Source organism: Xanthomonas sp. NCPPB 2922 (assembly GCF_041520885.1).
GTDB classification, from domain to species: domain Bacteria; phylum Pseudomonadota; class Gammaproteobacteria; order Xanthomonadales; family Xanthomonadaceae; genus Xanthomonas; species Xanthomonas campestris.
On sequence record NZ_JBGOFY010000006.1, the window covers coordinates 19,914 to 44,563 of the forward strand.

Genomic DNA, 24,650 nt, shown 5'->3' on the forward strand with positions numbered 1-24,650 from the left:
AGGCATCAGTCGCCGGACGCGGCCTTGGCCGGTGCCGGCTGTGCCTGGTAGATCAGATACGGCTCGGACTTGTGTTCGATCACCGATTCGTCCACCACCACCTTGCTCACGTTTTCCTGTGACGGCAGCTCGTACATCGTGTCCAGCAGCACCGATTCCACGATGGTGCGCAGGCCACGTGCGCCGGTCTTGCGCTTGAGCGCCTTCTTGGCGATCGCCGACAGTGCGTCTGGGCGGAACTCCAGCTCCACGCTTTCCATCTCGAACAGCTTCTTGAACTGCTTGGTGATGGCGTTCTTCGGCTCGGTCAGGATCTTGATCAGCGCCGGCTCATCGAGTTCCTCGAGCGTGGCGACCACCGGCAGGCGGCCGACGAACTCGGGGATCAAGCCGAACTTGATCAGGTCTTCCGGCTCGACTTCGGCCAGGATCTTGCCGACTTCCTGCTTGCGCTCGCTGCTCTTGACCTTGGCGCCGAAGCCAATCCCACCGGCATCGTTGGAACGCGCCTGGATCACCTTGTCCAGCCCGGCAAACGCGCCGCCACAGATGAACAGGATGTTCTTGGTATCGACCTGCAGGAATTCCTGCTGCGGATGCTTACGCCCACCCTGCGGCGGCACCGAAGCCACCGTGCCCTCGATCAGCTTCAGCAATGCCTGCTGCACGCCTTCGCCAGACACGTCGCGGGTGATCGACGGGTTTTCGCTCTTGCGCGAAATCTTGTCGATTTCGTCGATGTAGACGATGCCCTGCTGCGCTTTCTCGACGTCGTAGTCGCACTTCTGCAGCAGCTTCTGGATGATGTTTTCCACGTCCTCGCCGACATAGCCGGCCTCGGTCAGCGTGGTGGCATCGGCAATCGTGAACGGCACATTGAGCAGGCGCGCCAGCGTTTCGGCCAGCAGCGTCTTGCCCGATCCGGTCGGGCCGACCAGCAGGATGTTGGACTTGGCAAGTTCGACCTCGTCGTTCTTGCTCCGGCTCTCGATCCGCTTGTAGTGGTTGTACACCGCAACCGCGAGCGTGCGCTTGGCGCGCAGCTGACCGATCACGTACTGGTCCAGCACCTCAAGGATCTCGCGCGGCTTGGGCAGGCTGGAACGTGCCGACTGCGCCTTCTCTTCGAGTTCCTCGCGAATGATGTCGTTGCACAGCTCCACGCACTCATCGCAAATGAATACGCTGGGACCGGCAATCAGCTTGCGGACCTCATGCTGACTCTTACCGCAGAACGAGCAGTAGAGAATCTTGTTGCTGTCGCCGGAACGACCTTGGCGGTCTTCGCTCATGCTTCTGTTACCCAGTTACCCCACCCGATGCACGGGGGTTCGATTTCGAGAATAGCACAGGGTCGGGAGGACATTCGTCCAGCCCGACCCTGCCAGTTTTTCCAGCAATTTCAGGCGTCTGCGACTCAAGACGGCTGGATCGACTCTTCCGGACGACGTTCCAGCACCTGATCCACCAGGCCATAAGCCTGCGCATCGACCGCGCTCTTGAAGTTGTCGCGCTCGGTGTCGCGCGCGATGGTCTCCAGCGACTGGCCGGTGTGCTTGGCGAGGATCTCGTTCAAGCGCGAACGCAAGGTCAGGATCTCGCGCGCATGAATGTCGATATCGGTCGCCTGGCCCTGGAAGCCGCCCAGCGGCTGATGGATCATCACGCGCGAATTCGGCAGCGCATAGCGCTTGCCGGCCGCACCGGATGCCAGCAGCAGCGCGCCCATCGAGGCCGCCTGGCCCACGCAGATCGTGCTCACGTCCGGCTTGATGTACTGCATGGTGTCGTAGATCGCCATGCCGGCGGTGACCACGCCACCGGGCGAATTGATGTAGATGCTGATGTCCTTTTCCGGGTTGTCCGCTTCCAGGAACAGCAGCTGCGCCACGATCACGTTGGCCATATGGTCGTCGATCGGACCGACCAGGAAGATCAGACGCTCCTTCAGCAGACGCGAGTAGATGTCATACGCACGCTCGCCACGGCTGGTCTGCTCGACCACCATGGGCACCAGGTTCAGGGCTTTAGTCACAATGCTCATCAGTCTTCCTGTTGTGGCAGCGGCCTGTGCCGATGCCCGTGTGTGAGATCCGCACCCTAGCGAACCGGGTGCGGGCTCGTACCACGCGGTCGCGTTAAACGCGAATCGCGTCCTGGAACGAAAGCGACTGCTCGGTGTGCTTGGCGCGCTCGGCGATCCAGTCGATCACCTGCTCCTCCATCACACGGCTCTGCAGCCCACTCATCAGTTGGGGGTCGTTGCGGTACATCTCAATGACCTGTTCCGGCTCTTCGTAGGTCGAGGCGATCAGACGCAGCGTTTCGCTGACACGCTTGGATTCCAGGCGCAGCTCGTTGCGACGTGCGACTTCGCCCACCAGCAGGCCTACCAGCACGCGCTTGGCAGCGGCATCCATGAATCCCTGGTGCGCATCGGCCGGGATCTCGCCCGGGTTGCGGCCGCTGCGACGCATCTGGTCGACCTGTTGCGCCAGCATCGAACGTGCTTCGTTTTCGACCAGACGCGGCGGCATTTCCACATGCGCGTAGGCGGCGATCAGCTGCTCGCCCACTTCACGGCGCAGACGGTTCATCAACGCACCCTTGAGCTCGCGCTCCAGATTGGTGCGGATGTCGGCGCGGAACTGCTCGGCATCGCCACTCTTCACGCCGAAGCTCTTGATGAACTCCTTGTTGACTTCCGGCAGCACCGGCTCGGACACCTCGACCGCCTTGACGTGCACCTGCACGGTTTTGCCAGCCAGCTGCGGCACGCGCCAGTCCGCCGGGAAATCGATGCTCAGGGTCTTGTCATCGCCCTTGGACAGGCCTTCCAGGCCCTTTTCGATCTGGTCGAACATCACGCCCGAGCCCAGCACGCTGCTGCCGGTCTCCACGCCTTCGGCGGGCAGACGCTCGTCGCCGGCCTGCGACCAGGTCTCCAGCGAGACCAGATCACCGACCTGCGCGCCGCGCTCGACCGGGTTCCAGGTGCGGCGCTGCAGACGCAGGTTCTCGATCATCTGGTCGATGTCGGCATCGGTGACTTCAGCGGTGTGACGCACCACCGACAGGTTGGTCACGTCGATGTCGCCGAAATCCGGCACCACTTCGAAGGTGGCGACGAAATCGAAATCGCTCTCGCCCTGGTCGATGCGCGGGTTGCCGGCCAGACGCAGCGAGTGCTCGCGCACCGCCGAATCGAAGGTCTCACGCAACAGGCCTTCCATCGCCTCGGCACGCACCTGCTGACCGAAGCGCTGCTCGATGACCTTGGTCGGCACCTTGCCGGGCCGGAAGCCCTTGATGCGCGTGGTCCGCGCCAGTTCGCGCAGGCGACCACCAACATGCGTCTCCAGGCGCTCCTGCGGCAGGGTGAAGGTCAGACGGCGTTCCAGATTGCCGGTGGATTCGATCGATGCTTGCATGTTGACTCCTGCCACCGACAGCACACGGCGTCGGCACGAGATGGAAGAGACGGGTTGACGGATGGCGAGAAAGCCGCCGAGCCTTGTAGTTTCGCCGATAACGGCGGCCGCTGCCAGCGGCATGCGAAGAACGGGCTGCGCTGCGGGGATACGCCTGCCGCGGGGCGCGTAAAACGACCGGAACATTCACGGCCGCGCTGCACTGGTGCGAAAGGGGGGACTCGAACCCCCACGCCTTGCGGCGTCAGAACCTAAATCTGGTGCGTCTACCAATTCCGCCACTTTCGCGAGGCTGCACGTGCAGGTGCATTGTTGCAGGGATGCCTGCAAAGAAAAAGGCACCCGCACTGCGGATGCCTTTTAATTGGTGGGCCGTCAAGGATTCGAACCTTGGACCTATTGATTAAGAGTCAACTGCTCTACCAACTGAGCTAACGGCCCTGAAACTGGTCGCACATTGTATGTGCGTTTTTGCTTCGTTGCAACACCCCGCGATGCATCGGGTCTAACTTTCCTGCAATCAGTGGGGTGGCTGAGGGGACTCGAACCCCCGACATCTGGAATCACAATCCAGTACTCTAACCAGCTGAGCTACAGCCACCACTGAAACCTACTTCCTACCGCACCGCCGATGGCGCGCCCGACAGGACTCGAACCTGTAACCGCCGGCTTAGAAGGCCGGTGCTCTATCCGGTTGAGCTACGGGCGCCCGGACCGAACTTCGCATTCCCACGCCGCCAAAGAGCTCAGAGTGGTCGGGGTAGAGGGATTCGAACCCCCGACATCCTGCTCCCAAAGCAGGCGCGCTACCAGACTGCGCTATACCCCGGCGGGACCTTTCAATCCCGAAGGCTCGAAAGCTCGGCTATTTTGGGAACGATTGACGCTGCTGTCAATCACCACGCGCAAAATCGATCATCCGGTATCCTGACGCCTGCAGTCATTCACCTCGCACGCCGGCTCGGCGGGCACAACCTTCATGGAGAACATCATGCGTAGCGGCAACCCTGCCCTTCGGGAATCCACGTTCCTCGACCTCGGCTCCGGCTCGGTGGTCACCCGCGACGGTCAGGCAATGACCCTCAACGGCACCGTCAACAAGACCGGCCTGTTGTTGTTGATGGCGGTAGTGACCGCCGCGTTTGCATGGTCGCAGTCAGTGGGTGCCGACGGCATGCCGCTGCCGGCCGCCAAGCTGTACATGATCGCCGGTGCCATCGGCGGGCTGGTGTTCGCACTGGCGACCTCGTTCAAGCCGACCTGGGCACCGGTCACCGCGCCGCTGTATGCGCTGGTGGAAGGCTTCTTCCTCGGTTCGATTTCCGCCGTGTACGAGGCACGCTTCAACGGCATCGTGTTCCAGGCCGTGCTGCTGACCTTCGGCACCATGTTTGCGCTGCTATTCGCCTATCGCAGCGGCTTGATCAAGGCCACCGAGAACTTCAAGCTGGGCGTGGTCGCGGCGACCGGCGGTATCGCGCTGGTGTACCTGGCGACGATCGTGCTGGGCCTGTTCGGCGTGCGCATCCCTTTCATCCACGACTCGGGCCTGATCGGTATCGGCTTCAGCCTGTTCGTGGTGGTGGTGGCGGCACTGAACCTGGTGCTGGACTTCGACTTCATCGAAAGCGGCGTGGAGCACGGTGCGCCCAAGCACATGGAGTGGTACGGCGCGTTCGGCCTGATGGTGACGCTGGTGTGGCTGTACATCGAGTTCCTGCGCCTGCTGTCGAAATTGCAGTCGCGCAACTGAGGCGGGAATTGGGAATCGGGATTGGGGAATCGCAACAGCGATCCCTTGGTCTGATGGCTTGACACTGGCTTCAAGCAACCCACTTCCAAAAAGAAAGGGCGCCGTCGGCGCACTTTCTTTTTGTGCGATCTACCCGCGCGCTCAGAGGCGGCTGGCGATGGCCTTGGCAAAGCCCATGGTGTTGCCGGTGCCACCCAGGTCGGGGGTCAGCGAGTCCTTGGCTTCCAGCGTGGCGACGATCGCTTCGCGCAGGCGTTCGGCGTTCTGCGGCTGGCCGATGTGGTCCAGCATCTGTGCCGCGCCCAGCAGCAGCGCGCACGGGTTGGCCTTGCCCTGCCCTGCGATATCCGGCGCCGAGCCGTGCACGGCTTCGAAGATCGCCGCGTCCACACCGATGTTGGCGCCCGGAGCCAGGCCCAGGCCGCCGACCAGACCGGCACACAGGTCGGAGATGATGTCGCCGAACAGGTTGGTGGTCACGATGATGTCGAACTGCTCCGGACGCATCACCAGCTGCATGCAGGTGTTGTCGACGATCATTTCCTGGAATTCGATTTCCGGGTACTGCGTGGCGACATCGCGGGCGACTTTCAGGAACAGGCCCGAGGTCGACTTGATGATGTTGGCCTTGTGCACCGCGGTGACCTTCTTGCGGCCGGTGGCGCGCGCCAGGTCGAAGGCGTAGCGCACGATGCGCTCGGAGCCCTTGCGGGTGACGCGGGCGCCGGAAACGGCCACTTCGCCGTCGGCCGAGACTTCCTGGCCTTCGCTCAGGTAGGCGCCTTCGGTGTTCTCACGCACCGTGATCAGGTCCACGCCATCGGCGAAACGCGACTTGGTATTGGGGAACGACTTGGCCGGACGCACGTTGGCGTACAGGTCGAACTTGCGACGCATGGCGACGTTGATCGAGCTGAAACCCTCACCGACCGGCGTGGTCAGCGGGCTCTTCAGCGCCACCTTGTTCTTGGTGATCGAGGCCAGGGTGGACTCAGGCAGCAGATCGCCGTGCTTTTCCAGCGCGACCAGGCCGGCATCGGCGTACTCGTAGGTCAGGCCAGCTTGCAGCGCGTCGAGCACGAACAGCGTGGCATCCATGATCTCCGGGCCAATACCGTCGCCGCGGATGACCGTGATTGTCTGCGTCATAACGTTGGGTTTCCGAACTTGAAGGGGGGGAGCGCCAGCCGGAAGCCCGGCTCACCGGCGCAAGGAGGTTTCACCGGCAATTATGCCCGATGCCGGTGAAGGCGCCCAAACCGACCTTGGTCTAAGAGCCGGGTGTGGCGTGGGGCTGTCGCGCAGGAGCGCGGCTGCACAGCGAAAGCGGCCCGGCGACGCGGCAGGCCTCCCACGATTTTGGCACGCGCCCCAAAAACGCAACACGCGCCTCACAGGACGGCGCGTTGGGCGTGCGGGGCGACGCTGATCAGCCGTGGCTGTGTTCGGCCGGCGCGGGTGCACCGCCTTCGAGCTGGTCGAGGAAGTCCACCGCGCGGCGCAGGTGCGGGATGACGATCGAACCGCCCACCACCAGCCCCACCGAGAAGGTTTCGAAGAACTCTTCGCGGGTGACACCGGCCTCCTTGCACTGCGCGACGTGGTAGCTGATGCAGTCGTCGCAGCGCAGCACCATGGAGGCGACCAGGCCCAGCAGCTCCTTGGTCTTCACGTCCAGCGCGCCGGCCTGGTAGGTCTGGGTGTCCAGCGCAAAGAAGCGCCGCACGACCTGATTGGGCTCGGCCAGGATGCGCTGGTTCATGCGCTGGCGGAAGTCGGTGAACTCGCGCAGGCGATCGGCGCTGCCGTCGTCGGAACCACTCATGCCTGACCGCCTGCGGCGGCGAACAGCGGTTCGAGCTTGCCGGCGCGGTGCATGGCCATCATGTCGTCGTAGCCACCCACATGGATGTCGCCAACGAAGATCTGCGGCACGCTGGTGCGCTTGGCCAGGGCGACCATCTTGTCGCGCTCGGCCGGGTCCAGGTCGATCCGTACCTCGGTCCAGGTCTGGCCCTTGCTCTTGAGGAAGTTCTTGGCCGCCACGCAGTACGGGCAAATTGCGGTGGAATACAGGGTGATCTGCGGACCGGTGGCCGCCTGCTGCCCGGTGTGGTCTTGGCTCACGGGAAACTCCGTGGTTGGGTCTGTGGTCTGACATATGGTAACGGGCGACTGGAATTTCGAGGTCGTCACCGCAACACTGTGGATTAACTGCCGATTCACGCCAACGCGCCGCGCTGCCCGCATGCTCCGCGCACCACCTGGGAGTTCCTCTTGCGCCTGCCACCGCTCGCCACCGCCCTCACGTTGGCCATCGCCATGGGCGTGGCGCCCGCGCAGGAGAATCGCCTGCCCGACATCGGCTCGTCGGCCGGCGAGCTGCTGACCCCGGCGCGGCAGGCCGAGTACGGCAAGATGATGCTGGCCGAGCTGCGCAACTACGACTACGTACTGGACGACCCGCTGGTCACCGACTGGCTGCAGACCATGGGCACGCGGCTGGGCGCCAACAGCGACCAGCCGCAGCAGCCGTTTACGTTTTTCATGCTGCGCGACCGCCAGATCAACGCCTTCGCCACGCTGGGCGGCTATATCGCCGTCAATGCCGGCCTGGTGCTGACCGCCGAGCGCGAGGACGAAGTGGCGGCGGTGCTGTCGCATGAAATCGCCCACGTCACGCAGCAGCACGTGCTGCGCGGGGTGGAACGCGCCCAGCGCGACCAGATCCCGATCCTGCTCGGCATGCTGGCCGCCGTGGTGGCTGCGCAACAGGCCGGCGGCAATTCCAGCGGCGACGCCACCATGGCCACGATCACAAGTGCCATGGGGCTGATGCAGCAGCGCCAGATCGACTACACCCGCTCCAACGAGTCCGAAGCCGACCGGCTAGGCATCCGCACGCTGGTGCGCAGCGGCTACGACGTGGACGCGATGGCCGGCTTTTTCGAGCGCATGTCGGTGGCGATGCGCGCCAACGAGGGCGGCTACAGCGCGCCGGACTTCCTGCAGACCCACCCGGTGACCACCACCCGCATCAGCGAGGCGAAGGCGCGCGCGGAGCAGATGAAGAAGAACACCGTGGTGCTGACCACCTCGGTGCCGGGCGGCACGCGCCAGGAGCGCGTGGACCCGTCCGACCCGTCGCTGTCCGAGCCGCTGAGCCGCAACGGCAATGCGTTGCTGCCGTATGCGCTGCGCCTGCCGGTGGATGCATTGAGCCGCAGCAGCGACCAGCAGGGCTTCGACTGGGCCAAGGAACGCCTGCGCGTGCTCAGCGCCAGCACGCCCGATAGCGCCATTCGCGAATACGAGAACCTGCGTCGCAGCGCCAAGCAGGGACTCACCGACGCGCAGCGCTACGGGCTGGCGCTGGCGCGGCTGCGCAACAGTGGCAGCCGTCCGGCCGAGCCGGTGGCCGAACTGACCAGCCTGCTTGAGGCGCATCCGGACAACCTGTGGCTGGCGCTGGGCCTGAGCGAGGCACAGGCACGCGTGGGCCCGCGCGAACAGGCCAACGCGCGCTTCGATGCGCTGCTGAAGCGGCTGCCCAACAACCGCGCAGTGGTGCTGACCTACGCCGGCGCGCTCAACGAGCAGGCCAGCAAGGAGGCCGGCCAGCGCGCGCGTCAGGTGCTGGAGCCGCTGCTGTACCGCAGTGGCGAGGATCCGCTGCTGCAGCAGACCTATGCGCGCGCCTGCGAGCTGTCCGGCGACCATGTGCGCGCCAGCGAGGCGTATGCGGAGTCGGCCTACCTCAATGGGCGCGCGGAACAGGCGCTGATCCAGCTGGAAGCGCTGAAAAAGAAGGATCTCGATTATGTGACACGGGCCCGCGTGGATGCGCGCATTGCCGCGATCACGCCCACCGTGCTGGAGCTGCGCCGGCAAGGAATTCGCGACCCCGACCTGTCACAGCGCTAGGGGTGTCACATGAGAGTCACAAAACCGTAGTCTACTGGCGACCATCCGAAGCCAGACGGTAAGCCCCGCGTGCAGAAACGCATCCTGATCGTCGATGACGAACCCGCAATCCGCGACATGGTCGCGTTCGCACTGCGCAAAGGCGAGTTCGAGCCCATCCACGCCGGTGACGCCCGCGAGGCGCAGACCGCCATCGCCGACCGCGTTCCCGATCTCATCCTGCTCGACTGGATGCTGCCCGGCACCAGCGGCCTGGACCTGGCGCGGCGCTGGCGCAAGGAATCGCTGACCCGCGAGATCCCGATCATCATGCTGACCGCGCGCGGCGAAGAGAACGATCGCGTCGGCGGCCTGGAGGCCGGCGTCGACGATTACGTGGTCAAGCCGTTCTCGGCCCGCGAATTGCTGGCACGCATCCGTGCGGTCATGCGGCGCACCCGTGAGGACGACGAAGACGGCAGCGTGGCCGTGGGCCGCCTGCGCATCGACGGTGCCGCGCACCGCGTGTTCGCCGGCGATGCGCCGGTGCCGATCGGCCCGACCGAATACCGGCTGCTGCACTTCTTCATGACCCATCCTGAGCGCGTCTACACCCGCACCCAGCTGCTGGACCATGTGTGGGGCGGCAGTGTGTATGTGGAAGAGCGCACGATCGATGTGCACATCCGTCGCCTGCGCAAGACGCTGGAACCGTTCGGCCTGGAAAACATGGTGCAGACCGTGCGCGGATCGGGCTACCGTTTCTCTTCGGCCACCTGATGCCGGCCGCGCAGGCCGGCCCGGTCGCATGCCTACCTGACGTTCCGTGGTAACGCCTTCCATGCCCCAACATATCCGTTCCGCCTGGCTGAAGACGCTCGGCACCCTTGCGCTGTTGTTGGGCGCTGCCGTGCTGGCCGGCGTGCTGATCGGGCATGTCTGGATGGCGCTGACGCTCACGGCGCTGAGCGTGCTGGCCTGGCACTACTGGCGGTTGCGCCAGGTGCTGCGCCGCCTGACCGCGCGCCAGCGTGCCGAACCGGCCGCCGGTGTGGGCGCCTGGAACGAACTCGACCGGCTACTGTATCGCAGCCAGGCCGAAATGCGCGCACGCAAGCGTCGCCTGATCGACATGTTGCGCACCTACCGCGCCGCCGCACAGGCACTGCCCGATGCGGTGGTGGTGGTGGACCGCAACAGCCAGCGGGTGCAGTGGTTCAACAAGGCCGCCGCCGGCCTGCTCGGCCTGCATCATCCCGGCGATATGGGCGTGTCGGTGGTGGAGCGCCTGCAGCCGTTGCCATTGGCCCACTGGCTGGCAGCCGGGCGCAATGCCGAGCCGATGCTCGATGCCGCCTCGCCGGTGGACCCGGACCTGCGCCTCAACCTGCGGCTGATCCCGTATTCGGACGACTACTGGCTGTTGGTGGCGCGCGACGTCAGCAAGCTGCTGCGGCTGGAACAGGTGCGCCGCGACTTCGTGGCCAACGTCTCGCACGAACTGCGCACCCCGCTCACCGTGGTGCACGGCTATCTGGACATGCTCGACCCGGAAGACTTTCCGGATTCGGGCCCGATGCTGGCGGAGATGCGCAAGCAATCGCAGCGCATGGCGCAGCTGGTGGAAGATCTGCTGACGCTATCGCGCCTGGAATCGCAGGAAGAACTCGGCGAGGAACACGTGGCGATGGCACCGATGCTGTCCACGCTGCGCCGCGAAGCCGAAGCGCACAGCCAGGGCCGCCACACCGTGGAAGTGTTCGATGAAGCCGGCGTGGATCTGCTCGGTTCCAATAAAGAACTGCACAGCGCGTTTTCCAATCTGGTGACCAACGCGGTGCGCTACACGCCCGGCGGTGGCACGGTGACGATTCGCTTCGTGCGCGAGGGCGATGGCGCGGCACTGGCAGTGCGCGACACCGGCTACGGCATTCCCGCCTCGCACCTGCCGCGCATCACCGAACGTTTCTATCGTGTGTCCAGCAGCCGCTCGCGCGAGAGCGGCGGCACCGGGCTGGGTCTGTCGATCGTCAAACACATTCTGGGCCTGCACCAGGCGCGCCTGGATATCGAAAGCGAAGTGGGACGCGGCAGCGAATTCTCGTGCCATTTCGGTGCGGCACGTGTTGTGCAACGCGAACAGTCCCTGCCCTTGTCACGCTCGGCGTGATATGAAGGATGCGCGCGCCACGGCGCTGCGCACTGCACCGACGCAGCGCTGGATGTGGCGCATGTTGCGCATGGCGCGCACCGCATCGCCGCCGCCTGCCTTACCTTGATGACCGCCTCGAAGACCGACTCCATGGGCCACGCCAAGCACTCCAAAGACCCCGCACCTTCCGAGGACATCGGCAGCGATCCGCTGCGTGACCCGGCGCTGTATCTCAACCGGGAACTGTCGCAGCTGGATTTCAATTTCCGCGTGCTGGCGCAGGCGCTGGACGAACAGGTTCCGCTGCTGGAGCGGCTGCGCTTTTTGTGCATCTCCTGCACCAACCTGGACGAGTTCTTCGAGATCCGCGCGGCCACCGTGCGGCATGCGCAGGAGTTCGGCCTGCCGCCCGCACCCGATGGCATGAGCCCCACCGCCATCCTCAACGCGGTGCACGACCGCGCCGCCAAGCTGGTGGATCAGCAGTACCACGTGTGGAACGACGTGCTGCGCCCGGCGATGGAACAGGCCGGGGTTGCGGTGCTGAGCCGCACCACCTGGAATTCGCGCCAGAAACGCTGGCTGCGCGCCTACTTCCGCAACGAGATCATGCCGGTGCTGTCGCCGCTGGGCCTGGACCCGGCGCATCCGTTCCCGAAGATCCTCAACAAGACCTTGAACATCGTGGTAGTGCTCGAAGGCCAGGACGCGTTCGGGCGCGCCGGTCATCTGGCGATCGTGCGCGCGCCGCGCTCGCTGCCGCGCATCATCCAGCTGCCGGCCAGCCTGTCGCCGGACGGCGAGCAGAGCTTCGTGTTCCTGTCCTCGGTGCTGTCGGAGTTCGTGGATGAACTGTTCCCCGGCATGCAGGTCAAGGGCTCCTACCAATTCCGCGTCACCCGCAATTCCGAGCTGGTGGTAGACGAAGAAGAAGTGGAAAACCTGGCGCTGGCGTTGCGCGACGAACTGGTCACGCGCGGCTACCGGCCGGCGGTGCGGCTGGAGATTGCGCACGATTGCCCGCCGGCGATCATGCGCACCCTGCTGCAGAATTTCGGCCTCAACGAAAACGCGGTGTATCGCATTGCCGGTCCAGTGAACCTGAGCCGCGTGACCCAGGTCTACGACCTGGTGCAACGGCCCGAGCTCAAGTACCCGGCGTTCAATCCGCGCACCCTGCGCGACAACGTGGGCATCTTCGAGATCGTCAACAAGGGCGATGTGCTGCTGCATCATCCCTTCGATGCATTCACTGCGGTGCTGGACGTGATCCGCCAGGCGGCGGTCGACCCGAACGTGCTGGCGATCAAGCAGACGCTGTACCGCACAGGCAAGGATTCGCTGATTGTAGATGCATTGATCCTGGCCGCGCGCAACGGCAAGGACGTCACCGTGGTGGTGGAGCTGCGCGCGCGCTTCGACGAAGAAGCCAACCTGGGCCTGGCCGACAAGTTGCAGGAAGCCGGCGTGCAGGTGGTCTACGGCGTGGTCGGTTACAAGACCCACGCCAAGATGCTGCTGATCGTGCGCCGCGAAGGACGCAAGCTCAAACGCTACGTGCATCTGGGCACCGGCAACTACCACAGCGGCACCGCGCGCCTGTACACCGACCTGAGCCTGATCACCGCCGATGTGGAGATCGGCAACGATGTGCACATGCTGTTCCAGCAGCTCTCCGGCCTGGCGCCGCGCATGAAGCTGGAACAACTGCTGCAGTCGCCCTTCACCCTGCATACCGGCGTGCTGCAGCGGATCGAACGCGAGACGCGGCTGGCGCGCAACGGCCGGCCCGGGCGCATCATCGCCAAGATGAACGCGCTCAACGAACCGCAGGTGGTGCGCGCGTTGTACACGGCCTCGCAGGCGGGCGTGCAGATCGACCTGATCGTGCGTGGGGCCTGCACCTTGCGCCCGGGCGTGCCGGGCGTGTCGGACAACATCCGCGTGCGCTCGATCGTGGGGCGTTTTCTGGAACATAGCCGCGTGTACTGGTTCGGCAACGACGGCGCGGCGGAGTTGTATTGCGCCAGCGCCGACTGGCTGGAGCGCAATCTGCTGCGCCGGGTGGAGACCTGCTTCCCGATCCTGGATCCGGACCTGGCCAAGCGCGTGTACCGCGAAGTGCTGCAGAACTACCTGGACGACAACGTCAACGCGTGGGAGCTGGATGCCGAAGGCATCTATCACAAGCGCACGCCCGGGCCTGGCGAGCCGGCGCATTCGGCCCAGATGACCTTGCTCGATCGGGTCTGAGGCCAGACGGGCCGCCGCCTCTCACGGGGCTGGCGGCCCATCGGCTACCATGCGGCCATGCCAATGCCCTCCCCCACGATCCCGCCCCTGCGCGATGGCGATTTTCTCGCCGCCATCGACTTAGGATCCAACAGTTTCCACATGGTCATTGCGCGCTACCTGATGGGTCAGTTGCGCGTTGTCGACCGCCTGCGCGAAACCGTGCGCATGGCCGACGGCCTGGATGGCAAGGGCGGCATTTCCAACGAGGCGCGCCAGCGCGCGCTCGAGTGCCTGGCACGCTTCGGCCAACGCATCCGCGAAGTGCCATCGCTGCGCGTGCGCGCGCTGGCCACCAACACCGTGCGCCAGCTGCGCTCGCCGCAGGCGTTCCTGATGCCGGCCGAAACTGCGCTGGGCCATGCCATCGAAGTGGTCAGCGGGCGGGAGGAAGCGCGCCTGATCTATCTGGGCGTGGCGCATGCGCAACCACCCAAGCCCGATCAACGCCGGCTAGTGATCGACATCGGCGGTGGCTCCACGGAGTTCATCATCGGCCGCGGCTTCCAGACGCTGGAACGCGAAAGCCTGCAGGCCGGCTGTATTGCCAGTACACGGCGGTTCTTTCCTGGCGGAAAGCTCTCCAAGAAAAAGTGGAAAGACGCGCTGACCGAGATCGGCGCCGAGTTCCAGCAGTTCGCTGGCCAATACAAGGCGCTGGGCTGGCATGAAGCGATTGGCTCGTCCGGTACGCACAAGGCCATCGGCGAAATGTGCGCGGCGATGAAACTCACCAAGGGCGCGATCACCGCCGAGGCGCTGCCGGCGCTGCGCGATGAGTTGCTCAAGGCCAAGCGCATCGAGGACATCCAACTGCCCGGCCTGGCGGCCGAGCGGCGGCCGATCATCGCCGGCGGCATCCTGGTGCTCGAAGCGGCCTTCCAGGCGCTGGGCCTGGAGAAGCTGATGGTCAGCAAGGCGGCGATGCGCGAAGGCATCCTGTACGACATGCTCGGCCGCGGCGGCGAGAACGACCCGCGCGACAGTTCGGTGGCGTCGTTGGTGCAGCGCTATGGCATCGACGAGGCGCAGGCACGGCGCGTGGAAGCCACTGCGTGTCGCCTGTTCGACCAGGTGTGCGAATCCTGGCAGCTCGATGGCGACGACGCCCAAGTGCTGCGCCGTGCCGCACGCCTGCACGAGCTGGGCCTGATGATCGCGCACAGCCAGTACCACGTGCACGGCAGCTACATCCTGGAACACTCGGATATCGCCGGGTTCTCGCGGCAGGAACAGCAGGTGCTGGCCGCGCTGGTGCGCACGCATCGCCGCAATGTGCCCAAGACCGCCTTCGACGCGTTGCCCGACCGCCTGCTGCTGCCAACCCGGCGCAAGGCCGCGCTGCTGCGGTTGGCCGTGCTGCTGCACCGCGCCCACGAAACCGATCCGATCCCGACCCTGGAACTCACCGCCGACGACAACCGGCTGTCGCTGATCCTGTCGCAGGCCTGGATCGACTCGCGCCCGTTGCTGCGCGCCGACCTGATCGGCGAAGTGGAAGGGATGGCGGGTCTGGGCATCATGTTCCGGCCGTTTGTTACGTAGGCCAGCGGCCGTTGGCCTCTGGCGGGAATGGGGAATCGGGAATTGGGAATTATCGGCTGTGGGACGCCGGCGTTCCCATCGCAGTTGCGTTAAGCGCCACAGCACCACGCTTTTACGATTCCCGATTCCCCATTCCCAATTCCCAACCGCTGTCACCCCCGCGACTTCTTCGCGCAATACCGCTGCCATCGCGTTCCCGGAAGCTAGATCAAACGGGAGAACGACCATGCGCTACGCGATCGTTACCGAAACCTATCCACCCGAAGTCAACGGCGTTGCGCTCACCGTGCATGGCCTGGAAACCGGTCTGCGTGCGCGCGGCCACCAGGTCGATGTGGTGCGCCCGCGGCAAGCGGCCGACAACGCACCGGCCGACACCGTGCTGGTGCGTGGCGCGTCGCTGCCACGCTACCCCGGGCTGAAGTTCGGGCTGCCGGCCACCCGGCGGCTCACCCGACATTGGGCAACCACGCAACCGGATGCGATCTACGTGGCCACGGAAGGCCCGTTGGGATGGTCGGCCATGCGCGCGGCGCGGCGGCTTGGCATTCCGGTCGCCACCGGCTTCCACACCCGCTTCGACGAATACCTGCCCGATTACGGCGCGGCCTGGCTGCAAGGCACCGCGCTGCGCTGGATGCGGCGCTTCCACAACCAGGCCGAAGCCACGCTGGTTCCCACCCGCGAGCTGCAGCAGTTCCTGCGCGGCAGCGGTTTCGAGCGGGTGCAGTTGCTGGCGCGTGCGGTGGACAGCCTGCAGTTCGATCCGTCCCGCCGCGACCCCGCGTTGCGCGCCGAATGGGGGATCGAGGGCGAAGGCTTTGCAGCGATCTACGTAGGCCGGATTGCCAACGAGAAAAACCTGCCACTGGCGATTCGCGCGTTTCGCAAGCTGCAGCAGCTCCGCCCGAAAGCGCGCTTTGTGTGGGTGGGCGATGGCCCGGCGCGCGAGAAGATCGCTCACGAGAATCCGGACTTCATCTTTTGCGGCATCCAGCGCGGCGACGCGCTGGCGCGGCACTTCGCCAGCGGCGATCTGTTCCTGTTTCCCAGCCGCAGCGAGACCTTCGGTAACGTCACGTTGGAAGCGATGGCCAGCGGCGTGGCGACGGTGGCCTTCGATTACGGTGCGGCGCGCGAATACCTGCGCAATGGCCAGACCGGCGCTGCAGTGGAGGACGACGCTGCATTCGTGCAGGCCGCATTGACACTGACCGAAAACGACGACGTGCGCCAACGCATGGGCCATGCCGCCGCGCAGGCGATGAAGAAACTGCACCCGGAAAACGTGGTGTCCGATTTCGAAGCACTGCTGCTGGGGATCACGGCGGCACGGGGGGCGGTATGTCGTCGACGCGGCTTGAACTCCTGCACGGTCACGAAGCGCGCTGGTGCCGGCGGGCCAACCACTGGTGCCGCCGGCACCCGGTGCGGCGCAGCTTCGCGGCGATCAGCCGGCTGGGCGACGGGGTGTTCTGGTACAGCCTGATGGGCCTGCTGGTGCTGCTGGACGGAATGGACGGTGTGCGCGCCTCTGCGCATATGGCCGCCACCGGCGTGCTGGCGCTGACCCTCTACAAGACTCTCAAACGCTGGACGCGCCGGCCGCGTCCGTATGCGGCGGATGTGCGCATCCGCGCCTGGGTGGCGCCTCTGGATGAATTCAGCTTTCCCTCCGGGCACACCCTGCACGCGGTGTCCTTCAGCATCGTCGGGCTGGCCTATTACCCCTGGCTGGCCCCGCTGCTGGTGCCGTTCTCTGCCGGCGTGGCGCTCTCGCGTGTGGTGCTTGGGCTGCACTATCCCAGCGACGTACTCGCCGCCACCGCGATCGGCATTGCGCTGGCCAGTCTCTCGTTGTGGTGGTTGCCGGTTCCCGCCTTGTTCGTCTGATGCGCGCCTTCCCGATCAGGGAACACCACACCGCATGCAAGCATCGTCAGACCCGCAGCCAGCGATGCGTGAGGCGCTGATGCATCCGGGACGCTCCCGTACAATGGCGCGATGACGACCCTGTTCATCTCCGACCTGCATCTGGACCCGGCCCGGCCGGCGATCACCGAGCTGTTCCTGGATTTCCTGCGCACGCAGGTACCCGGCAGCGACGCGCTCTACATCCTTGGCGATCTGTTCGAGGCGTGGATCGGCGACGACACCCCGTCGACCGCCGCGGATGCGGTGGCCGAGGCCTTGCACGCGGTGGCCGCCACCGGTGTGCCGGTGTTCTTCATGCCCGGCAATCGCGACTTCCTGGTCGGTGCCGCCTACGCGCAACGCGCCGGCTTCCGCATCCTGCCCGACCCCACCGTCATCGATCTGTACGGGCAGCCGACGCTGCTGATGCACGGCGACCTGCTGTGCACCGACGACACTGCTTACCAGGCCTTCCGCGCGCAAACGCGCGACCCGGCTTTCCAGGCACAGTTCCTGTCGCAGCCGCTGGCCGCACGCGTGGCGTTCGCACAGCAGGCACGCGCCGCCAGCCAGGCGCGCCAGTCAGAGCTCAAGCAAGGCGACCAGGCACAGTTCGAAACCGTCACCGACGTGGCGCCGGCCGAGGTGGACGCCACCTTCGTGCGCTACGGCCTGGACCGCATCATCCACGGCCACACCCACCGCCCGGCCATCCACACCGTGCAGGCCGGTGGCCGCACCTGCACACGCGTGGTGCTGGGCGATTGGTACGAACAAGGCTCGGTGTTGCGCGTGGACGCCGACGGCCTGGCGCTGGAACAGCTGACGCTGTGATCTAGCGCGTCCGTGCGACGGCGAAGGCATGGCGCGGTGGCCGCGGTGCCTGCACGCTGCGCAGTGGGCTTCAATACGTCTGCGCTGCTGATCGGCGCCGCATCACTGCGTGCTGCGCTGATGCTCGGCGTAGTCGACAAAATCCCCGTTGACCACGTCGTACCAGAGCAGGCGGCCATCGGCCTGCACGCGGAAGCGGTCGCGCACCGGACTGGTCTGCGGATCGCCCGGGCAGCCATCGCCGTGGCGTTCGTGCACGGCGAATTCGAAGGCACCCAATGCAGATGTTTGGTCGTCCTGCTCGGTCATGATGCTGATGCAGTCATCAGGATAAAAACGGTCGCGCTGCAGTTGTGTTTGCAGGCGTTGCAGCGCGCGTTCTTCCGCTGCGTTGCCCGCGCTGGCCGCAGCTGCGGGGGTGGTGACTGCAGGTTTGGCCGGGGATGCGGCAGGCTCGGCAGGTTGCTGACGACAGCCGGCAACCGCCAGCACGGCCAGGCACAACACGCTGCAGGTCAGGGACTTGGACATGATCGCTCCGCTGGACATCACATGGCCGGCAACCACCGGCGGTGTGCCTAGTCTGCGCGATCGGCGTGCGCGGATATAGCGGCACTGCCCGGCACGCGTGGTGCCGGGCAGGCTGGGCAGTGATCAGCGGAACGCGGCGATGTTGGCCTTGGTGTTTACCAACACGCGTTGGTTGTCCGCGGTGCTGGCGTTGCCCATGGGCACGCCGTTGTAGCTGATGTTGGGATTGGACCAGTAGTTCAGACGCGGGCAGCCGCTGGGACAGGCGTAGGCCATGATGGTGCGCCAGCTGTTGCCGTAGCGGTAGCCGTGGCCATACGCAAACGGCGAGGTGCTCGGGTCGGTGGCCGCATCGTGACGTGCACTCTGCAGGTGGCCGATTTCATGCGCAAAACTGTAGTAGCCGGTGGCGCAGTTCCAGTACACCGATGCAAACGCCGTGGCCGCGGTGGAGCCGATACCCGACGCCAGGCCGCAGTAGCTGCTGTTGTTCAACACGATCACGCCCACATCGGCGGTATAGGTGTTGCGGCTGGTGTGGATGCTGTCCATGTAGCCGTCGTTGGTGACGCGGAAGCGCTGCAGATCGGTGGTGAAGTTACCGGTTTCCGCATAGCTGGTGGTTTCATAGCGCGCCAGCTGCAAGGTGATGCCCACATTGCTGTTGACGTAGCCCTGGTTGGCCTCGGCCACCGCCAGTTGCACCAGCGACTGCATGTTGCCGCCGTACGCAGTCACCGCCTGGTTGGTGGCCACCACCAGCACGCGGATGGTGGCCGGGCTGCCGGACGAAGCCTGTGCAGCAGTCACGCGGCCGTCGCTGGGCATGTCGAACTTGGGCAGCAGGCTGTATTCGGCCGGATGCTCCTGCGGCATGCGCTGCTCGTCCACCTGCACCAGCACATGGCGGCCATCGGCAAGCGGCCGCAGGCGATAGAGCTTGCCGGCGTAGCGGATGGTGCCGGTGACGGTGTCGCCGCTCCGCACCAGGATCGCCGAGTTGAGCGGGTCCACGCCGGACAAGGTGCGTGCACGGGTGCCGGCACGCGGGCCGAGATTGCCGTACCAGATGCTGTCGCCACCTTCCAACGCGTCGACCTTGGCCTGGGTGGCGGTGATGGTCTGGCCATCCAGCTGCAGCTCGAGCAGTTTTTCCGCCGGCGCCACCGCGCCCGCATCGATCTGCACCACCTGTGCGTTTGCGGTGGATGGCGAGCTCAGTACGCGCTGTAACGAGGGTTCTGCCGTGGCGGTGGCTGCAGCGCTGCGGCTCAATGCCGGGCCGGTCTGGTACAGCGGCTTGCCTGCTGCTGCCGCCGAGCCAGCCAGACACATGGCGATCAGACCGACCGTGGTGCACATCGACTTCGACTTCATCGTCTCTCTCTCCTAGACATGGAAGCAACGGGATGTGAAACACCGGGCCCCTGTCCCCGGGACGCCATTAGGGCGCGCCGATCAGGATGGAATGCAAGTTGTTACAACAGAAAATTACCGTTCTGTGATGTTTGACGTTGACTGGATGCGATTCCAGCACCGGTGTGGCGCGACGGAGTGCACAGTCCGGTGGACGGCGACGTCTTCCACTAGGTCTTGACCCGGTGCTGCGAGGTTGGCGATGACTGCTCTTGGGACTTGATGAGGCCTCGTTTGGGTTGGCAGTGCTCACGCACGCGGACGTCCAAGCAACGTTGGGACACGCGTGAAGGGAGTGACCGGCACGGCCTTGGTGCTGCACCGCATGCAGATTGTCGGGATCCAGGAGCATGCTGGCTTACAGAGCCTGCTTTCCGTCGGATGATGTTGCTTGGGCGCACACGCTGGCCAACCGACAAAGCGCTCATCGAAGCACCCTAATCAAATAGCGTGCTTCACTGCACGCACGACAAGCAGCGTCGGCAACGCGCTGCTTGTCGGCCTGCGCGGAAGGATGCAAACCAATGGTTCTCCAAGCTGACCACCGCGCGGGCCTCAGCCAGCCTGCTCCACCAGGCTCGCCAATTCGTCTTCATCGAAGCCGGCCAGCAGACGCGCTTCGATATTGAACGGGCCGTGCAGGTAGCCGCCGGCGTAGTCGCGCAACAGTTCCTTGAAGCGCGCGCGCGGCTCGATGCCGGCCTGCTCGCAATACCAGCGATACCAACGCGAACCCGCGGCGACGTGCGCCACTTCTTCGCGCAGGATGATCTCCAGCACCTGCGCAGTGGCGGTATCGCCCAGCGAGCGCAGTTTGTGGATCATGGCCGGCGTGACATCCAGCCCGCGCGCTTCCAGCACCCGCGGCACCAGCGCCATGCGTGCCAGGCCGTCGTGCGCGGTTTTCTCGCACATCTCCCACAGCCCGTTGTGCGCGGCAAAATCGCCGTAGTCGTGGCCGTGCGCGTGCAACCGTTCGCGCAGCAACATGAAGTGACGCGACTCGTCATCGGCCACCGCCACCCAGTCGGCATAGAACCCGTCCGGCACACCACGGAACCGGTACACCGCATCCCAGGCCAGATCGATGGCGTTGAGCTCGATGTGCGCAATGGCATGGATGAAGGCTGCACGTCCCTCCGGCGTGCCCAGGCCGCGCCGTGGCAGCTCGCGCGGATGGACCAGCAACGGGCGCGGCGGGCGGCCCGGCATACAAATGGGTTCAGGCGCAGCGGCCTGGGCCGGCAGCGGCAAGCTGCCCGCGCGAAACGCTGCGGCGTACTGCTGGGTCAGCGCGACCTTTTCGACCGGATCACACGCCTGCAGGCAGGCGTGCGCGGCTTGCAACAGATCCATCGTCACTCCCTGCGGCGCGCAACCTTGCACTGGCTGCGGCGCGCGCACTCACACTGCCGCGTCACAGCGCCCTGAGTGATCAGGCGCGCCGGCGCTTCTTGGCATCGTCCGAACGCAGCTGCTGGATGCGCTCGAAATACCCTGGCTCGATACCGGTGATGTACTCGCCGTTGAAGCACGACGAGTCGAACTGCTTGATGTCCGGATTGCCTTCGCGCACCGCCACTTCCAGGTCTTCCAGATCCTGGTAGATCAGCCAGTCGCAGCCCAGGAATTCCTGGATTTCCTGCTCGCTGCGGCCATGCGCAATCAGTTCTTCGGCCGCCGGCATGTCGATGCCGTAAATGTTCGGGTAGCGCACCGGCGGCGCGGCCGAGGCCAGATAGACCTTGCGTGCACCGGCGTCGCGCGCCATCTGCACGATCTGCCGGCTGGTGGTGCCGCGCACGATCGAATCGTCGACCAGCAGCACCACGCGGTTGCGGAATTCCAGATGGATCGGGTTGAGCTTGCGGCGTACCGATTTCTGCCGTTCGCCCTGCCCCGGCATGATGAAGGTGCGGCCCACGTAACGGTTTTTGACGAAGCCTTCGCGGTACTTCACGCCGAGCACGTTGGACATCTCCAGCGCCACATCGCGCGAGGTGTCCGGGATCGGAATGATGGTGTCGATGTCATGGTCCGGGCGCAGGCGCAGGATCTTCTCGCCCAGCTTCAGGCCCATACGCATGCGCGCCTTGTGCACCGAGATGTTGTCGATCATCGAATCGGGACGCGCGAAATACACGTACTCGAAGATGCACGGCGCATGGTCGGTCGGCGCGGCACAGATTTCGGAGAACAGCTCGCCACGCGCAGTGATCACCAGCGCTTCGCCCGGGCGCACGTCGCGCACGCGCTGGTAGCCGAGGATGTCCAAGGCCGCCGATTCGGACGACACGATGTATTCGGTGCCTTCGGCGTGTTCGCGCTTGCCCAGTACCAGCGGACGAATGCCATGCGGGTCGCGGAACGCCACCAGCCCCAGGCCCAGCACCACGCTGACCACCGCGTAGCCGCCCTTGCAGCGGCGGTGCACGCCGGCCACCGCGCGGATCGCCGCTTCGGGAGTGAGCATGCGTTGCGCGTCCAGCTCGTAGGCGAACACGTTCAACAGCACTTCGCTGTCCGAATCGGTGTTGATATTGCGGCGGTCGGCCTCGAACACCTGCTGGCGCAAGGCCTCGGTGTTGATCAGGTTGCCGTTGTGCGCCAACGCGATGCCGTACGGCGAATTGACGTAGAACGGCTGTGCTTCGTCCATGCCTTCCGAGCCGGCGGTCGGGTAGCGGCAGTGCGCGATGCCGACGCGGCCTTCCAGCACCGCCATCTTCTTTTCGTCGAAGACGTCGCGGACCAGGCCGTTGGCTTTTTGCACGCGCAACCGCGTGCCATCGGCCGTGGCGATGCCCGCGGCATCCTGCCCGCGATGCTGCAGGACGGTCAGGCCGTCATAGAGCTGCCCGGCGACGTTCTGGTTGCCGACAATACCGACGATGCCACACATGGTGCGCGTTCTCCGCTTCGGCTTGCGCCGTTACTGTGAAGGTGGCCGTGCCTGGCCTTGGGACTCGACCCGAGCCGGGTCGCTTTCTCCGCCGCGAACCTGCGCCGGATCGATATTGGCCGGCATTGCCTGCGTCGGATCGCGTCCGTCGCTGGCAGCTGTGCCGGGTTTGCCGAGCGCCTTGTTGATCGTGTCGCTCAGGCCAGACCCGGAGAGCGCCTTGCCCAGGTCCGTATTATCGCCTGCCGAAGGCAACTTCCCCAACTCCGCTGACACGTTGCCGAGTTCCATCGATGGAAGCTCCATCGAGGGCATTCGCCAGGCCGGCAGTTGCGCGCGCATCCAGCCAGCGCCCGGCGACAGCACCGGCAGCAGGACCGATTGCCGCCAGGCCGGTTCGCGCGGCAGCGGCGTGAAGCCCATCAGCAGCACCAGCACGCAAGCCAGGAACGCCCCGCGCACCACGCCCAGACCGAACCCGAGCATGCGGTCGGTCCCACCGAGCTTGACCGCGTCCACGCCGGCGCGGATCACCATGCCGATCACCGCCACGCTGATCAGTACGCCCACGAACACCATGGCGTAGCCACCGAACGACTCGGTGGCCGAGGGGTGCTTGCCATCGGCCAGCCAGCGCGCGGCCGGGCCGCCGAACAGGAACGTGGCCCAGCCGGCCAGCAGCCACGACAGCGTGCCGACCACGATCGCCACAAATCCACGCAGCAGACCCAACAGCGCCGACACCAGGATGATGACGCCCAACACCATGTCGATCATGGCCAACCTCGTGACGCGGGGTGCGCGCCGCTTGCCTGGCAGGATGCAGTCATCATCGCCCTCCCCTCCATGGGTGTGAGGCTATCGAGAATCAAGGATGTGGACGCACCATGCCGGAGATGCCGACCTTGGCCGCCACCTGGGCACGCAATTGCTCGGCATCGCCACGGTTGGCCACCGGCCCGACGCGCACGCGGTTGAGCGCGCCCTTGTCGGTGCGCACCTGTTCCACGAACGCGCTGAATCCGGCGGCACGCACGCGGTCGCGCAGCGCATTGGCGTCTTCGGCACGGCCGAAGGCGCCCAGCTGGACCGCAAACCCAACCCCACTGGCGGCCGGCGCGGCCGGCGCGGTCGGCGCTGCCGCGACCGGCTTGGCCGGCTCGGGCTTGCTGGGTTCGGGCTTGGGCGCTTCCGGCTTGGCCGGCGCAGGCCTGGGTGCCTCGGCCGGCTTGGGCACTGCGGCGACCGGCTTGTCCGGCTCCGGCGGCAGGCTCTCGGTCTTGGTCGGTGCCGTGGCGGCCGCCGCGGTGGTGCTGCCGGCCGGCTTGGGCGCAGCGGTGCTCGGGGTGGGAGCGGTCACCGGTGCAGGCGCATTGGCACCGGCATCCAGCGTCACCACCTGCGCGTTGACGTCGCTGCGCACCTTGACCGCCTGCAGACGGGCCGCTTCGGCCTGCGCCTGCTCGGCATACGGGCCCACCCGCACGCGCCAGGCAGGGCGACCATTGATCTGGGTCTTTTCGCTGAAGCCCGGCAACTGCGCCTGCTTGAGCCGCGCGATCACTGCATCGGCGTCGGCACTGCTGGCGTAGGCGCCGAAGTTGACCGCGTAATTACCCGCAGCCACCTCCGGTGCGGACGGCGTGCTCGACGGGGCGGCCAGATCGGCCGCATCGGGGTTGTCCTGCACTGCGGCCGGTGCGGTGGCAGCGCCCCGCATGCCGAGCGCGCCGCCGGCCGGTGTGGCACCGGGCGTGACCAGCGGCAATTCGCGGGTTTCGAACTCGCCAGTGCCGGGTGCGGCAGGCGCGTCGAGCGGAACATCAGCCACGCCGCTGGAGGGCGCAGGGCCCTTGACCAGCATCGGCAGGAAGATCACGGCGAGCGCCACCAGAACGATGGCGCCAATCAGTCGCTGTTTCAGAACAGTATCCACGGAAGAGACAAGAGGCGGCGTGGCGGGGTGCCGCGGCGATT

The 24,650-nt window shown here is 65.7% G+C and carries 21 protein-coding genes and 5 tRNA genes; 9 read left to right on the forward strand and 17 right to left on the reverse strand.

Annotated features, from left to right (window positions below):
- Positions 1-5: 5 nt before the first annotated feature.
- The 8 genes from clpX to ACD584_RS09125 form a co-directional block, all read right to left on the reverse strand.
- The gene (gene clpX / locus ACD584_RS09090; RefSeq protein ID WP_011036185.1) at positions 6-1,292 is read right to left on the reverse strand and encodes an ATP-dependent Clp protease ATP-binding subunit ClpX; all 1,287 of its coding nucleotides are present in this window, start codon (positions 1,290-1,292) and stop codon (positions 6-8) included.
- A gap of 125 nt (positions 1,293-1,417) precedes the next feature.
- Positions 1,418-2,044: an ATP-dependent Clp endopeptidase proteolytic subunit ClpP gene (gene clpP / locus ACD584_RS09095; protein ID WP_002806026.1), complete on the reverse strand. Its 627-nt coding sequence runs from the start codon at positions 2,042-2,044 to the stop codon at positions 1,418-1,420.
- A 94-nt stretch (positions 2,045-2,138) separates the two neighbouring features.
- Complete coding sequence (tig, locus tag ACD584_RS09100) at positions 2,139-3,431, reverse strand: trigger factor (protein ID WP_076036291.1); 1,293 nt, start codon at positions 3,429-3,431, stop codon at positions 2,139-2,141.
- A 203-nt stretch (positions 3,432-3,634) separates the two neighbouring features.
- A tRNA-Leu gene (locus ACD584_RS09105) sits at positions 3,635-3,719 on the reverse strand.
- Positions 3,720-3,796: 77 nt separating this feature from the next.
- Positions 3,797-3,872, reverse strand: a tRNA-Lys gene (locus ACD584_RS09110).
- 83 nt (positions 3,873-3,955) lie between these two features.
- Positions 3,956-4,032, reverse strand: a tRNA-His gene (locus ACD584_RS09115).
- A 31-nt stretch (positions 4,033-4,063) separates the two neighbouring features.
- Positions 4,064-4,140, reverse strand: a tRNA-Arg gene (locus ACD584_RS09120).
- Between the two features lie 43 nt (positions 4,141-4,183).
- Positions 4,184-4,260: transfer RNA gene (locus tag ACD584_RS09125), tRNA-Pro, on the reverse strand.
- 162 nt (positions 4,261-4,422) lie between these two features.
- Here ACD584_RS09125 and ACD584_RS09130 point away from each other — a divergent pair.
- Positions 4,423-5,184, forward strand: coding sequence for a Bax inhibitor-1/YccA family protein (locus ACD584_RS09130; RefSeq protein WP_011269974.1), 762 nt, complete (start codon positions 4,423-4,425; stop codon positions 5,182-5,184).
- A gap of 141 nt (positions 5,185-5,325) precedes the next feature.
- Here the strand turns inward: ACD584_RS09130 and ACD584_RS09135 are convergent, their stop codons facing one another.
- From ACD584_RS09135 to grxC, 3 genes are all read right to left on the reverse strand, one after another.
- Positions 5,326-6,333, reverse strand: a complete 1,008-nt coding sequence (locus ACD584_RS09135) for an isocitrate dehydrogenase (RefSeq protein WP_011036181.1) — start codon at positions 6,331-6,333, stop codon at positions 5,326-5,328.
- A gap of 280 nt (positions 6,334-6,613) precedes the next feature.
- Positions 6,614-7,009 carry a carboxymuconolactone decarboxylase family protein gene (locus ACD584_RS09140; RefSeq protein WP_011036180.1) on the reverse strand — a complete coding sequence of 132 codons (396 nt, stop codon included), beginning with the start codon at positions 7,007-7,009 and terminating at the stop codon, positions 6,614-6,616.
- Positions 7,006-7,311: a glutaredoxin 3 gene (gene grxC / locus ACD584_RS09145; RefSeq protein ID WP_014506861.1), complete on the reverse strand. Its 306-nt coding sequence runs from the start codon at positions 7,309-7,311 to the stop codon at positions 7,006-7,008. Before grxC ends, ACD584_RS09140 begins: the two co-directional genes overlap by 4 nt.
- A 150-nt stretch (positions 7,312-7,461) precedes the next feature.
- Between grxC and ACD584_RS09150 the strand changes: the two genes are divergently transcribed.
- From ACD584_RS09150 to lpxH, 8 genes are all read left to right on the forward strand, one after another.
- Positions 7,462-9,108 carry a M48 family metalloprotease gene (locus ACD584_RS09150; RefSeq protein WP_076036292.1) on the forward strand — a complete coding sequence of 549 codons (1,647 nt, stop codon included), beginning with the start codon at positions 7,462-7,464 and terminating at the stop codon, positions 9,106-9,108.
- Positions 9,109-9,177: 69 nt separating this feature from the next.
- Positions 9,178-9,867, forward strand: coding sequence for a phosphate regulon transcriptional regulator PhoB (phoB, locus tag ACD584_RS09155; protein WP_011036177.1), 690 nt, complete (start codon positions 9,178-9,180; stop codon positions 9,865-9,867).
- A 61-nt stretch (positions 9,868-9,928) separates the two neighbouring features.
- Positions 9,929-11,257, forward strand: coding sequence for a phosphate regulon sensor histidine kinase PhoR (gene phoR, locus ACD584_RS09160; protein ID WP_014506859.1), 1,329 nt, complete (start codon positions 9,929-9,931; stop codon positions 11,255-11,257).
- A gap of 132 nt (positions 11,258-11,389) precedes the next feature.
- Positions 11,390-13,492, forward strand: a complete 2,103-nt coding sequence (gene ppk1 / locus ACD584_RS09165) for a polyphosphate kinase 1 (RefSeq protein WP_011036175.1) — start codon at positions 11,390-11,392, stop codon at positions 13,490-13,492.
- A 63-nt stretch (positions 13,493-13,555) separates the two neighbouring features.
- Positions 13,556-15,076 (forward strand): exopolyphosphatase, encoded by a 1,521-nt coding sequence (ppx, locus tag ACD584_RS09170; RefSeq protein ID WP_172666277.1) that lies wholly within the window; start codon positions 13,556-13,558, stop codon positions 15,074-15,076.
- A 226-nt stretch (positions 15,077-15,302) separates the two neighbouring features.
- Positions 15,303-16,565: a glycosyltransferase family 4 protein gene (locus ACD584_RS09175; RefSeq protein ID WP_372357282.1), complete on the forward strand. Its 1,263-nt coding sequence runs from the start codon at positions 15,303-15,305 to the stop codon at positions 16,563-16,565.
- The gene (locus tag ACD584_RS09180; protein WP_372357283.1) at positions 16,505-16,969 is read left to right on the forward strand and encodes a phosphatase PAP2 family protein; all 465 of its coding nucleotides are present in this window, start codon (positions 16,505-16,507) and stop codon (positions 16,967-16,969) included. The genes ACD584_RS09175 and ACD584_RS09180 overlap by 61 nt, the downstream gene beginning before the upstream one ends.
- A gap of 111 nt (positions 16,970-17,080) precedes the next feature.
- Positions 17,081-17,824 (forward strand): UDP-2,3-diacylglucosamine diphosphatase, encoded by a 744-nt coding sequence (gene lpxH / locus ACD584_RS09185; protein WP_076036295.1) that lies wholly within the window; start codon positions 17,081-17,083, stop codon positions 17,822-17,824.
- Positions 17,825-17,926: 102 nt separating this feature from the next.
- On the opposite strand, the gene ACD584_RS09190 is transcribed toward lpxH, so the two are convergent.
- The 6 genes from ACD584_RS09190 to ACD584_RS09215 all read right to left on the reverse strand — a co-directional run bounded on the left by ACD584_RS09190 (position 17,927) and on the right by ACD584_RS09215 (position 24,609).
- Complete coding sequence (locus tag ACD584_RS09190; RefSeq protein ID WP_070694466.1) at positions 17,927-18,355, reverse strand: hypothetical protein; 429 nt, start codon at positions 18,353-18,355, stop codon at positions 17,927-17,929.
- 123 nt (positions 18,356-18,478) lie between these two features.
- Complete coding sequence (locus tag ACD584_RS09195; protein ID WP_076036296.1) at positions 18,479-19,732, reverse strand: zinc-dependent metalloprotease; 1,254 nt, start codon at positions 19,730-19,732, stop codon at positions 18,479-18,481.
- A gap of 594 nt (positions 19,733-20,326) precedes the next feature.
- Positions 20,327-21,127 carry a ferritin-like domain-containing protein gene (locus ACD584_RS09200; RefSeq protein ID WP_175611567.1) on the reverse strand — a complete coding sequence of 267 codons (801 nt, stop codon included), beginning with the start codon at positions 21,125-21,127 and terminating at the stop codon, positions 20,327-20,329.
- Positions 21,128-21,206: 79 nt separating this feature from the next.
- The gene (gene purF / locus ACD584_RS09205) at positions 21,207-22,673 is read right to left on the reverse strand and encodes an amidophosphoribosyltransferase (RefSeq protein WP_011036167.1); all 1,467 of its coding nucleotides are present in this window, start codon (positions 22,671-22,673) and stop codon (positions 21,207-21,209) included.
- 30 nt (positions 22,674-22,703) lie between these two features.
- The gene (locus tag ACD584_RS09210) at positions 22,704-23,450 is read right to left on the reverse strand and encodes a CvpA family protein (protein ID WP_076037776.1); all 747 of its coding nucleotides are present in this window, start codon (positions 23,448-23,450) and stop codon (positions 22,704-22,706) included.
- Between the two features lie 91 nt (positions 23,451-23,541).
- Positions 23,542-24,609 (reverse strand): SPOR domain-containing protein, encoded by a 1,068-nt coding sequence (locus ACD584_RS09215; protein WP_076036298.1) that lies wholly within the window; start codon positions 24,607-24,609, stop codon positions 23,542-23,544.
- Positions 24,610-24,650: the final 41 nt, after the last annotated feature.

What these genes read in the sequence shown, in the direction of transcription:
- clpX (WP_011036185.1), bottom strand. Translation starts at nt 1,292, where the DNA reads ATGAGCGAAGACCGCCAAGGTCGTTCCGGCGACAGCAACAAGATTCTC.
- clpP (WP_002806026.1), bottom strand. Translation starts at nt 2,044, where the DNA reads ATGAGCATTGTGACTAAAGCCCTGAACCTGGTGCCCATGGTGGTCGAG.
- tig (WP_076036291.1), bottom strand. Translation starts at nt 3,431, where the DNA reads ATGCAAGCATCGATCGAATCCACCGGCAATCTGGAACGCCGTCTGACC.
- ACD584_RS09130 (WP_011269974.1), top strand. Translation starts at nt 4,423, where the DNA reads ATGCGTAGCGGCAACCCTGCCCTTCGGGAATCCACGTTCCTCGACCTC.
- ACD584_RS09135 (WP_011036181.1), bottom strand. Translation starts at nt 6,333, where the DNA reads ATGACGCAGACAATCACGGTCATCCGCGGCGACGGTATTGGCCCGGAG.
- ACD584_RS09140 (WP_011036180.1), bottom strand. Translation starts at nt 7,009, where the DNA reads ATGAGTGGTTCCGACGACGGCAGCGCCGATCGCCTGCGCGAGTTCACC.
- phoR (WP_014506859.1), top strand. Translation starts at nt 9,929, where the DNA reads ATGCCCCAACATATCCGTTCCGCCTGGCTGAAGACGCTCGGCACCCTT.
- ppk1 (WP_011036175.1), top strand. Translation starts at nt 11,390, where the DNA reads ATGGGCCACGCCAAGCACTCCAAAGACCCCGCACCTTCCGAGGACATC.
- ppx (WP_172666277.1), top strand. Translation starts at nt 13,556, where the DNA reads ATGCCCTCCCCCACGATCCCGCCCCTGCGCGATGGCGATTTTCTCGCC.
- ACD584_RS09175 (WP_372357282.1), top strand. Translation starts at nt 15,303, where the DNA reads ATGCGCTACGCGATCGTTACCGAAACCTATCCACCCGAAGTCAACGGC.
- lpxH (WP_076036295.1), top strand. Translation starts at nt 17,081, where the DNA reads ATGACGACCCTGTTCATCTCCGACCTGCATCTGGACCCGGCCCGGCCG.
- ACD584_RS09190 (WP_070694466.1), bottom strand. Translation starts at nt 18,355, where the DNA reads ATGTCCAAGTCCCTGACCTGCAGCGTGTTGTGCCTGGCCGTGCTGGCG.
- ACD584_RS09195 (WP_076036296.1), bottom strand. Translation starts at nt 19,732, where the DNA reads ATGAAGTCGAAGTCGATGTGCACCACGGTCGGTCTGATCGCCATGTGT.
- ACD584_RS09200 (WP_175611567.1), bottom strand. Translation starts at nt 21,127, where the DNA reads ATGGATCTGTTGCAAGCCGCGCACGCCTGCCTGCAGGCGTGTGATCCG.
- purF (WP_011036167.1), bottom strand. Translation starts at nt 22,673, where the DNA reads ATGTGTGGCATCGTCGGTATTGTCGGCAACCAGAACGTCGCCGGGCAG.
- ACD584_RS09210 (WP_076037776.1), bottom strand. Translation starts at nt 23,450, where the DNA reads ATGATCGACATGGTGTTGGGCGTCATCATCCTGGTGTCGGCGCTGTTG.